8 protein-coding genes are annotated in these 8,840 nt (G+C 48.5%); 2 read left to right on the plus strand and 6 right to left on the minus strand.

The window, feature by feature from the left end:
• Positions 1-10: 10 nt before the first annotated feature.
• Genes DWX68_RS07125 through DWX68_RS07135 form a run of 3 tightly spaced genes read right to left on the minus strand, consistent with a single transcriptional unit; the run spans position 11 to position 2,582 of the window.
• Positions 11-1,531 carry an NAD(P)H-hydrate dehydratase gene (locus DWX68_RS07125; RefSeq protein WP_347475167.1) on the minus strand — a complete coding sequence of 507 codons (1,521 nt, stop codon included), beginning with the start codon at positions 1,529-1,531 and terminating at the stop codon, positions 11-13.
• Positions 1,522-1,890, minus strand: a complete 369-nt coding sequence (gene acpS, locus DWX68_RS07130) for a holo-ACP synthase (protein ID WP_106999698.1) — start codon at positions 1,888-1,890, stop codon at positions 1,522-1,524. Before acpS ends, DWX68_RS07125 begins: the two co-directional genes overlap by 10 nt.
• Complete coding sequence (locus tag DWX68_RS07135; protein ID WP_106999697.1) at positions 1,887-2,582, minus strand: redox-sensing transcriptional repressor Rex; 696 nt, start codon at positions 2,580-2,582, stop codon at positions 1,887-1,889. The genes acpS and DWX68_RS07135 overlap by 4 nt, the downstream gene beginning before the upstream one ends.
• 273 nt (positions 2,583-2,855) lie before the next feature.
• Here DWX68_RS07135 and DWX68_RS07140 point away from each other — a divergent pair, with 273 nt between their 5' ends.
• Positions 2,856-4,916: an ABC-F family ATP-binding cassette domain-containing protein gene (locus tag DWX68_RS07140; protein WP_118293754.1), complete on the plus strand. Its 2,061-nt coding sequence runs from the start codon at positions 2,856-2,858 to the stop codon at positions 4,914-4,916.
• Positions 4,917-5,066: 150 nt separating this feature from the next.
• On the opposite strand, the gene DWX68_RS07145 is transcribed toward DWX68_RS07140, so the two are convergent.
• Positions 5,067-6,356 (minus strand): N-acetylmuramoyl-L-alanine amidase family protein, encoded by a 1,290-nt coding sequence (locus tag DWX68_RS07145; protein WP_118628902.1) that lies wholly within the window; start codon positions 6,354-6,356, stop codon positions 5,067-5,069.
• Between the two features lie 247 nt (positions 6,357-6,603).
• Here DWX68_RS07145 and DWX68_RS07150 point away from each other — a divergent pair, with 247 nt between their 5' ends.
• A complete protein-coding gene (locus tag DWX68_RS07150; protein WP_106999694.1) occupies positions 6,604-6,801 on the plus strand; it encodes a hypothetical protein in 198 nt (65 codons plus the stop codon).
• Positions 6,802-6,905: 104 nt separating this feature from the next.
• Here the strand turns inward: DWX68_RS07150 and DWX68_RS07155 are convergent, their stop codons facing one another.
• Complete coding sequence (locus DWX68_RS07155) at positions 6,906-7,115, minus strand: type I restriction-modification enzyme R subunit C-terminal domain-containing protein (protein ID WP_267895288.1); 210 nt, start codon at positions 7,113-7,115, stop codon at positions 6,906-6,908.
• 157 nt (positions 7,116-7,272) lie between these two features.
• Positions 7,273-8,598, minus strand: coding sequence for an IS200/IS605 family accessory protein TnpB-related protein (locus tag DWX68_RS07160; protein WP_118628903.1), 1,326 nt, complete (start codon positions 8,596-8,598; stop codon positions 7,273-7,275).
• Positions 8,599-8,840: the final 242 nt, after the last annotated feature.

Genomic DNA, 8,840 nt, shown 5'->3' on the forward strand with positions numbered 1-8,840 from the left:
CTTTTTATTTTCAATCTATCTTTTCAAGCAGACAGTCCGCGATATCTCTTGCCAGCACGGAATGCTCTCCCTTTTTACAGGCAGCTGCCGCCCCGGCTCTTCCGTGCAGGAACACGCCGAGCGCCGCCGCCTCATCCTCTGAAAATCCCAGCGCCAGAAGCCCGGCAATCACACCTGTCAGCACATCGCCGGAACCACCCTTTGCCATCGCGGCGCAGCCGCTGTCGCCGATATACACATTGCCATCGCGCCCCGCCGTCACCGTCACGGCATCCTTGAGCACGCAGGTCACGCCTTTCTCTTCGCCATACCGCACCGCTGACTCGACCAGATCCCGTTTCAAATCCTCAATCGAGTGTCCCGTCAGACGCGCCATCTCTCCCAGATGCGGAGTAACGATCACATTTTCCGTAAAATACCCGGACAAATGCGGATGCTGCGCGACAGCATTTAATCCATCCGCATCCACAATGATCGGCACATAGGCGGAAAGCAGCACGTTCTGCACCAGACTTGCGACATGGGCTTCCTTTCCGAGTCCCGGTCCCAGTACGATCGCGCTCGCCCAGCCGCACTCCTGTTCCACCAGGCTCTTAAAACCTGCCGGATCCGTCTGTGCCTGTTCCGGATCATACGGCGTCAGGATCGCCTCCGGAAGGAGATTTTGCAGAATCGGCACATTTGCCCGGACGGTCAGGATCTTCACAAGTCCCGCGCCCATCCGGTACGCAGCCAGGGCGCTCAAATACGCTGCGCCGCACATCCCCTCCGAACCGGCTGCGATCAGGATTTTTCCATACGTTCCCTTGTTGGCGTCTGCCCGCCGTTTCGGGATCTGGTTCTGATCCTCCGGATCATAGGCAAAATAGGTATGCCCTTCATATTTTGTATACGCCGGAAACCCGATGTCGGCAATCACAATCTCGCCGCACAGCTTCCGTCCCGGATAGAACACCATTCCCAGCTTCTCATAGCCGAAAGTAACGGTCAAATCCGCCTCAACTGCCTCGCCAAGCGCCTCCCCCGTCTCTGAGCTGACGCCGGACGGAATATCAACCGCAACTACCGCCTTTGGCTCCTGCTCCCGCATAAAACGGATCGCCTCGGCAAATTCACCGCCGACCTCTCTGGAAAGACCCACACCAAAGATCGCATCCACCATGATCTCCACATGCCCCGGCACATAATTTTCAAACGCCTCCACCGAGATCCCCAGATTCCGGTCAATCGCCACCTGACAGGTCATCTCCCCCGTCCAGTGTGCCTTGTCACCGACCGTGAGCACCGTCGGAAGCGCGCCACGCAGAAAGAGAATCCTAGCCAGCGCCGCGCCGTCCGCACCGTTATTGCCCGTTCCGCAAAATACCAGAAGCCTCTGCCCTGAAAGCTTCCCATACCGTTTTTCCATCTCGTCTGCAACCGCCAGCGCCGCTCGCTCCATCAGTACCAGAGAGGGTATCCCCACTTTCCGGATTGCATATCCATCTATCTCTTTCATCTGTTTTCCTGTCACCAGACGTCTCATTTCCATTCCCCCTCTCCGACTGCGTAAGCGGATGCAAGACTGCCTGTATTCGTGATCGACACGTGAATCCGGGTGATTTTCAGGCTGTCCGCAAGTTTCTTCGCTCCCCCGTGAAGCTGCACCCACGGTTTTCCAAACTCGTCCCGGAGCACTTCTATATCCAGCAGTCCAAAGCCCCGAAAGCCTGTTCCAAACACCTTCGAGACTGCCTCTTTTACCGCAAAATCGCCGGCGAGCCGGGACGCATTTCCCCCAGCCTGCCGACGCTCTTCTTCTGTATATACACGCACCAAAAAAGCCTCTTTTTCACAGGCTTTTTTGATTCGCTCTATCTCTACCAGATCCGTACCAATTCCGACGATCATTTTATTTCTCCAGCACCAGCTGCCTCTTCCTGCTTTCTCTGCGCTTCTTCTCTCGCTTTCTGATCCTGCATACTGCATACGCGGTAAGAAAGGCGCATCAGGCTCTCCGACAGATGGACATTTTCCACCACAACGTCATCTGGAACCTGTAAATCTGTATGGGCAAAATTCCAGATCGCCTTGATTCCGGCTTTGACAAGCCGATCCGCAATCTCCGGTGCTTTCGACTTCGGAATCGTCAGCGCTGCGATCTGCACTTCATTGTCCTTGATAAACTGCTCCAAATCTTCAATACCACGGATCTCCACTCCTCGGACTACCAGACCGACCAGACGCGGATTCACATCAAACATGCCTTTGATTAAAAAACCACGCCGCTCAAAATTTGTATAATTCGCGATCGCCTGACCCAGATTTCCCGCACCGATAATAATTAGGTTATGCTGACGGTCAATTCCCAGAATCCGGGCAATCTCCGAATATAAATACTTTACATTATAACCATATCCCTGCTGACCAAATCCGCCGAAATTGTTCAGATCCTGACGAATCTGGGACGCTGTCACCTTCATGCGGATACTCAAATCATTCGATGAGATTCTCTCTACTCCCTCCTCGAGCAATTCGCCCAAGTAACGATAGTATCTGGGTAGCCTAGAAATGACCGCTTTAGATATCTCTTTCTGTTCCACGGCTTTCTTCCACCTTTCTTTCCTCTAACGTTGTCCATATGGTTTACGCAAACCTTCGGACAATCTGATAAATTTATTATAGTCATATGATAAATAATTGTCAATTTTTTTATTTTATATGAGGGATTTTACATTGTATTTCGCAAAATTTTCTGACCAGAAACAGCCATTAACCGTTCTCATTCTTGCATTGCTTCTTTATTTATATTATAATTTAAGATTGACGGTATATTTTTTAACCGAAATACATGGATACAACCACAGGAGGAATCTATGATTTTATCTTGCAGCAATATTTCAAAAGCATTCGGTACGGAGGAAATCCTCAAACACGTATCGTTTCATGTAGAAGATCACGAAAAAGCCGCCATCGTCGGCATCAACGGAGCCGGTAAATCGACTCTTTTAAAAATAATTGTCGGAGAACTCGCAGCAGACGAGGGCTCCGTGACCATCGCCAAGGGCAAAACCCTCGGTTACCTGGCACAGCACCAGGATCTGCACAGCCAGACCACCATTTATGACTCTCTTCTGGAGGTCAAACGTCCGATTCTGGAAATGGAACAGCAGATCCGCACGCTGGAACTCCAGATGAAGCACGCCGAGGGCGAAAAGCTCGAGACGATGCTCAACACTTACAGCCGCTTAAACCATGAATTTGAACTTTTAAACGGCTACGCATGGCAGAGCGAGATCACCGGTGTCTTAAAGGGACTCGGCTTTGTCGAGGAAGAATTTTCCAAACCGGTTTCCGAACTTTCAGGCGGTCAGAAAACGCGCGTCTCCCTCGGTAAGCTCCTGCTCTCCAAACCGGATATCATCCTTTTGGACGAGCCGACCAACCACCTCGACATGGAATCCATCGCGTGGCTGGAAACCTATCTGATGAACTACGCCGGGACGGTCATCATCGTCGCCCACGACCGCTATTTTCTGGACCGCGTCGTGACCAAGATTGTCGAGCTGGACAGCGGCATCGCCACCTCTTTCCAGGGCAATTACACCGCCTACAGCGAGAAAAAAGCGATCATCCGCGCCGGTGTGCTCAAGGCTTACCTAAACCAACAGCAGGAGATCCGCCATCAGGAGGAGGTTATCACCAAACTCAAATCCTTTAACCGTGAGAAATCCATCAAGCGCGCCGAGAGCCGTGAAAAAATGCTTTCCAAGATGGATCTTCTGGAAAAACCGACCGAAATCAACGACGCGATGCATATTACGCTGGAACCGTGCGTCACCAGCGGAAATGACGTTCTCTCCGTCCGTGAGCTTGCCAAGAGTTTCGACGGCATGACACTCTTCACGAATCTGAACTTTGAGGTAAAACGCGGCGAGCGCATCGCCATCATCGGCAACAATGGGACCGGCAAGACCACAATCCTCAAGATGATCAACGGTCTTCTGACCCCGGACAACGGCGAGATCCGGTTAGGTTCCAAGGTGCATATCGGTTACTACGATCAGGAACACCAGGTTCTGCACATGGACAAGACGCTCTTTGACGAGCTGCAGGACACCTACCCGGATATGAACAACACGCAGATCCGAAATGTGCTGGCGGCATTTCTCTTCACCGGCGACGATGTCTTTAAGCGCATCCGTGATCTGAGCGGCGGCGAACGCGGGCGTGTTTCCCTGGCGAAGCTGATGCTCTCGGAGGCGAACTTCCTGATCCTCGATGAGCCGACCAACCATCTGGATATCGCCTCGAAGGAGATTCTGGAAAACGCGCTGGTTCATTACACCGGAACCGTTCTCTACGTCTCCCATGACCGATATTTCATCAACAAAACTGCGACCCGGATTCTCGATCTGACGATGGGAACACTGATTAATTATATTGGAAACTACGATTATTATCTGGAAAAGAAGGAGACGCAGGAGAAAGCCTATCTGGCTTCCGCCGCACAGGCAACCAACCGCTCTGCAAAATCTTCCGGAGCCGGAAACACAGGGACTTCCAGCCATCCGACCGCTGCGGCAGGTGCAAATCCGACTGCTCTTTCTGGAAATGGCACTGGTACCTCTGCTGCTTCGTCCGCTTCTGCCGTGACCGCTGCAGTTCAGGCGGCAGCCAGCGCTTCCTCCGGCAAATTGGACTGGAAACAGCAGAAGGAAGAACAGACGCGGCTTCGTAAGAAACAGAATGAATTGAAACGCGTCGAGGAAGAAATCCACACCCTTGAAACCCGCGATCAGGAGATCGATGCGCTTCTCTGCGATGAGACTGTCTTTTCCGATGTTCCGCGTTTGATGGAACTGAATAAAGAGAAGGAAGAACTGAATGCAAAGTTAGAGGGATTGTATGAGAAGTGGGAGGAATTGGCGGAGTAGAGGTTACTGTTCACGTACCCAGTAACGGAATTTGCCGCGGCTTTGCATTTAAATACGGCAAATTCCTGCTGCCACCACGTTTTCTTACGGCACTTTCGGTTCCAAAAGTGCCTACCTGTGTACAGTAACGAATCGTGTTCGCTAATATGTTTAATTTTGTGATGCCGGACCACTCTTAGCCTTTAAAGATTCATCCCCAGCCGGTCCGGCTCCGCTTCCGGCAAATTCCGGATCAGAGTTCATCTCGACCCCTTCGGCTTCGTCTGGTTTTTGTCCTTCCTGCCAGAATCCTAACTTTACGACATATTTGTATAATTCCGGACTGTTTTTTCGGATGTCAGCTCGGACATCTTCGTCACAGCAGGCGGCGAAAAAGCTGCCGAACTGCATCTCCGGCTTATCGTCAAAGTAGGATGGAAGAGGCTGCACCAGTCCACTGCCAGCCAGATATCGCTCGAAATCCGTCAGGGCACGTGAGGTTTCTTCGTCGCTTAGTTCCGACGCAGCGAACTCGCCGAATGCCATCGCAAGTCCCTGCGGTTTAGAAAATTTGATTTTCTTGTAATGCACATCTGTATCATAATTGACAAAATAGATACCCTGCTCTGTTTTCGGCGCTGAGAAGTATGCCTTGTCTGTGTAGTACATCAGCTCCCAGCCTGATTCTGCAAATCGTTTGATCCACTCTCTTGGCACGCCTGCCAGTTCTTTCGTAATCTGTTCTTTTTCACTGTCCGACGGACGCCGTTTTCCCATCAAACGCACATCATGCGTCCGGTCGCGCAGTCCATTTGCATCGTAGTAGTTGAGTTCCACGTACTGATCCGCCGCCATCTGACCATTGTCAAAGAAATAATATTTATGCCCGTTTACCATCCGGTTTCCGCCGCTGAACATAACACATTTGGAATCAAACCAATACCAGGCATTTCCTGCCTGATACCAGCCGGTCGTCAGTGCCCCATCCTCGTTTGCATGATACCACTGATCCGTCTCTTCCTCATAAATCCAGCCAGTCATCATCGCGCCGCTCTCGGCGAAATAATAACGGTTTGTGCCGATTTTCCGGAGTCCCCGCTGCATATAGCTGCTTTTTCCCAGATAATACCAGTGACCATTCGATTTCAGCCAGGACGCTTTCAAAAAGCTGCCATCCGTCAGGCGGTACTGCCAGTCCTCGCCGTCTCCGACCCACTCGCCCTCATACAGATACATTTCTTTATTTTCAAAACCAGCCGCGCCACTTTCTGTCGCCGATGCCTCTGTCTCTGTTATATCATTGGCATTATTTTCGGTGCCGAACCTGTAAACTTGATTTTCTTCCTTGCCCTGCGCCGGGGTGTCCGCAAACGCATCGTTACCTGCCGCCAGCGCTGTCCCACAAACAAACAGGGATACTAAAAAGGATGCTGCCCACATAAATTTTTTCTTCCAATTCATCGTGTGCCTCCCCTTTCTTGTTCATAATTAAGCAAAAAACTGTGAACAGTTGCCACATCTCTTCTTATTTTACCGCACCGCAAATGAAAAGTATAGAAAAAAATTCTTACATCCTTTATAATAATAAAATAAAAGACAGTTCATCAAAGACAGCAATATCCAATCTGCCTTTGAAACAATATAAAAATGATTACAAATTCCAATCACTCTTTTTTATAGAGTTATAAAATTAGAAAGGATACCATATATGAAATCAAAACGCATTTTGGCGCTGACGGGTGCTGTTATCCTAATCACCCTCTACGTCTCTTCCATCATCTTCGCCCTGATGGACAGTCCACTGGCAGAAAATCTGCTGCTGGCATCGCTGTTCTGCACGATCGTTATACCGGCGGTGCTCTATGGGTATGCGGTGGCACTGCGATATTTTAAAAAGAAAAAATAACGTTCAAAAAGCAAACGACTGTCTATTTCTAACACAATACGCAGTCGTTCGCTTCTTTCATTCTTCTATACTGACTGCCTCCGCAGTCTCCTGTCATTTTTTCATCATCCCGCCACTGTAACCGCATTCTCCCGGACATCATTAATCGCTTTCATAAGCGCTGTTCTCGTTCTCACATCAAACAACTTTAAAAAACTAATTGGCTTATCAAACGGAGGCTTCTGCAAAACAGCCACATTCTCCATATACCCATTCTGCTCCATATGATTAATAATCTTATGAACAAAATTGATCTGCCGTTGGGTGAACCTCACATGGCTAAAGTCACATGCTTCTCGGCCGTTTTAAACGGCAAGACTAAATATCGGCGGATACGCCAGTAACTTAGAATTCGTGCGGATACGCACTTTTTCCACGCCGGATACGGCTGGTTTCCACATTACAGGTAGTCCGCTGTATATCTGCCTGTATTTATGCCGCTTTTAAGTTATTTACTTCTACATAAAGCTTTCTCAAATCTGCATAAACGCAGGAGGTTCTACGCTTCACTGCAGGTACTTTTGCCTCCAGTGAAGACCTTTCCGTTTCCGGCAAGGGTTTTAAAAGTTCCCGTATAAAATATCTCGCCCCGATATTATAAGTTGCTGACAAATCACAGTTATACTGCTTTCCTGTCTGGAAGATACATAGGCTATGGTTCTCCGGATTTCTTACTATCGCTCCACTTCCGTCACAGGCCAGCCTGCTGGTGTTCCGGGCACTAACTCTGGACACACGAATCCTGTTCCGATGTGCCTGATGTTCACATAGCTTCTGAATATCCCGCTTTCTCCATAAATGAAGTTTTTGCTTCTTTTTTCCGGATATTTTTCCCTGCATTTCCAGATACTCAAAAACAATTACATCTGCCTGATATTCTACGGCATATTTCGTGATCTCCGTAGCTATTTTGCGGGACAGTTCCATATTCAGCCTTTTTGCATAACCCCATCGGCTTTGAACCTGTCTGGAGGAATGTTCTCTCTGAAAACGGCGGATTCTGCCAAGTACATGATACAAATGGTCTTTATCACTGGAGAAATTTATAAATTTACGTCCCAGGATAGTGCCATCTGCCCGCATGATGCTGCAGACTGCATCCGTATTGATTCCCAAATCAACACTGCATATCACCTGCTCTTTTACAGCTGTTTTCGATAAGGTTACTTCCTCTGTGTATGAAAACCGAAGGAAATATTTATGATGTTTCCTTTCCAAAGTTGGGGCAGATGCCTCTTTCCCGCTCCACTTTTTTCGAAGATATTCCATATCGGTATGAAGTAATTTCACCTGAAACCACTTCCACTCACGCCCATCAAATAGCTTTAAATAAGCCGTATCTTCTCCCGGTTCTGCTTCCCTATACATGACATCCCGATAGAATACCGGCATCGCATGATTCTCACAGACCAGCTTCGGTTTCCCCCTCAGTTCTCCCTTTTCCCACAAACTAAGGCGTGATTGATAGGAGGACACGGCTCCAAGTGCGTGTTGAATCGCCGCTCTTCTCAGATAAGATGGCATCTTAGGAAAATGACGGTCAAACGGAAATCTGGCATGATTCTTTTTTGTCTCATGTACCAGATGTTCCGCCTCATTAAAGCGTTTTTGTAGATTTTTGATTTCTGAAAGTTCTTCCCAGATCTCTGCATACACCGGAATCAGATAGGAAACTGCTTTCCGAAAAATATCCAGCGTAGAGCGGAGCGGTATATTCTTTTTTTTAATTTCTACTCCATAGCTGGATACAATCTGCATAAAGGTCCCTGCTTTCTGTTTTCGATATTTCGCACACTGTGCAAAATGATACTGTAAAAAATACGCATTTCTTCTTCCTGCGAAAGTAATTTTTCTTTCGTAGGTAATACACTATATTTACATTTATATTATACCATGCATCTCTTTGTAAGGCAAACACTTGTTCTGTATCTATTAAAATAATTGGCACACCTAACTCATCACTACTACAATATACTTATGGGTAATCCCCTTACATCCAG

The sequence above is a fragment of the Clostridium sp. AF20-7 genome, from assembly GCF_003479275.1.
Lineage (GTDB): Bacteria > Bacillota > Clostridia > Lachnospirales > Lachnospiraceae > Otoolea > Otoolea fessa.

Coding starts and splice junctions, on each gene's coding strand:
- DWX68_RS07145 (WP_118628902.1), bottom strand. CDS start 6,356: ATGAATTGGAAGAAAAAATTTATGTGGGCAGCATCCTTTTTAGTATCC.
- acpS (WP_106999698.1), bottom strand. CDS start 1,890: ATGATCGTCGGAATTGGTACGGATCTGGTAGAGATAGAGCGAATCAAA.
- DWX68_RS07150 (WP_106999694.1), top strand. CDS start 6,604: ATGAAATCAAAACGCATTTTGGCGCTGACGGGTGCTGTTATCCTAATC.
- DWX68_RS07160 (WP_118628903.1), bottom strand. CDS start 8,598: ATGCAGATTGTATCCAGCTATGGAGTAGAAATTAAAAAAAAGAATATA.
- DWX68_RS07125 (WP_347475167.1), bottom strand. CDS start 1,531: ATGGAAATGAGACGTCTGGTGACAGGAAAACAGATGAAAGAGATAGAT.
- DWX68_RS07140 (WP_118293754.1), top strand. CDS start 2,856: ATGATTTTATCTTGCAGCAATATTTCAAAAGCATTCGGTACGGAGGAA.